This is a genomic window from Paenibacillus sp. MZ03-122A (assembly GCF_024213325.1).
GTDB classification, from domain to species: Bacteria; Bacillota; Bacilli; order Paenibacillales; family Paenibacillaceae; genus Paenibacillus; species Paenibacillus polymyxa_B.
In genome coordinates this window covers 1-1,847 of record NZ_JANAVI010000041.1, presented here as the reverse complement: position 1 = coordinate 1,847, position 1,847 = coordinate 1, and the positions used below count along the sequence as shown (strand labels likewise).

Here is a 1,847-nt window from a genome sequence, read left to right as displayed (position 1 = left end):
AGTACGTCGCACCGCGCAATGAGCTGGAAACGAAGCTGGCGGCGATTTGGCAGGAGGTGCTGGGGCTTGCGAAGGAGATTGGCGTTCACGACAACTTCTTCGACATCGGCGGCCACTCCCTGCGGGCGACGACGCTGGTCAGCAAGATTCATAAAGAGTTGAACGTGGATCTGCCGCTGCGCGACGTGTTCCGCCATTCCACGATCGAGAGCATGGCGGCCGCCATCTCCCGGCTGGATGAGCAGACATTCGTTGCCATTCCAGTGGCGGATGACCAAGAGGTGTACCCGCAATCTTTTGCTCAAAAACGTCTCTTTATCCTGAATCAACTGGAAGGCGCGGAGCTTAGCTACAACATGCCGGAAGCGATGTTGCTGGAGGGTGCTTTGGACCGGGCAAGGTTCGAAGAAGCGTTCCGTAAGCTCATGGCGCGGCATGAAACGCTGCGCACCGGGTTCGAAATGGTGGATGGCGAAGCATCGCAGCGGATTTACCAGGACGTGAATTTTGCCGTGGAGTTCTATCGAGCGGATGAGCAAGAGGCCGAAGAGACGGTTCGCCGTTTCGTCCGTCCGTTTGACTTGGCGAAGCCTCCGCTGCTGAGGGTAGGCCTTGTTGAGCTGGCTCCGGAACGCCATATTCTAATGTACGACATGCATCATATTATTTCCGACGGCGTCTCGATGGAAATCTTTGTTGAAGAATTCGTCCGCTTGTACGGCGGCGAGCAACTGGAGCCTCTGCGCATTCAGTACAAAGACTACACCGTTTGGCAGCATTCGCAGGAGCAGAAGGAACGGCTTCAGCGTCAGGAGGCGTACTGGCTGGACATGTTCCAAGGCGAGCTTCCGGTGCTGGAAATGCCGACCGACTATCCGCGTCCGGCCATGCAGAGCTACGAAGGCCAAACGCTGGAGTTTTTCTTTGACGCTTCGAAAACCGACGGCCTGAAGCAGCTGGCCTCGGAAACGGGCACGACGCTGTTTATGGTGCTGCTTGCGGCGTATAACGTCCTTCTGCATAAATATTCAGGTCAGGAAGACGTGATCGTCGGTACGCCGATTGCCGGAAGGAATCATGGAGATGTGCAGCCGTTGATCGGGATTTTCTTAAACACGCTGGCTATCCGCAGTTATCCGGCTTCGGAGAAGACATTCCTGTCATACCTGAACGAAGTCAAAGAAACGACCCTCCACGCCTTCGAGCATCAAAACTATCCGTTCGAAGAATTGGTGGACAAGGTGCAAGTCACCCGTGATTTAAGCCGCAATCCGCTCTTCGACACGCTGTTTACGATGCAGAATACGGAGAACGAGGAATTTGAGCTGGAAGGGCTTCGCCTGAAACCTTATCCGAGCGCACTGGATACCGCGAAGTTTGATATCAGCTTGGATGTGGGCGAGGAGAACGGGGGCTTGGATTACAGCTTCGAATATGCGACGGCTCTCTACAAAAGGGAGACGATCGAACGGCTGGCGAAACATTACGAGCAGCTGCTCGTAACGATCGTAAGCCGTCCAGATGCGAAGATCGCCGAGTTGAACTTACTGACGGCAGAGGAAAAAGAACAAATTCTCGGCGCGTTCAACCCGACGCAGCCGGAAGCGGCTCCTGCGGCCGCGTTCCACCGGCTGTTCGAGGAACAGGCGGAGCGCACGCCGGAAGCGGCGGCCGTCGTGTACGAAAACGACCGGCTGACGTATGCGGAGCTGAACGAGCGGGCGAACCGCTTGGCGGCCACGCTGCGTGCAAGCGGCATCGGCCGGGAGACGATCGTCGGCATTCTCGCCGAGCGTTCGGTGGACTTGCTGGTGGCCGTGCTGGCCGTCTGGAAAGCGGGCGGGGCG

The 1,847-nt window shown here is 57.0% G+C and carries 1 protein-coding gene; it reads left to right on the top strand.

Annotated elements, in window-relative coordinates; translation table 11 throughout:
• Positions 1-1,847, top strand: a 1,847-nt coding sequence (locus NLX74_RS25425; RefSeq protein WP_254330924.1) for a condensation domain-containing protein, incomplete at both ends; no start/stop codon positions are given.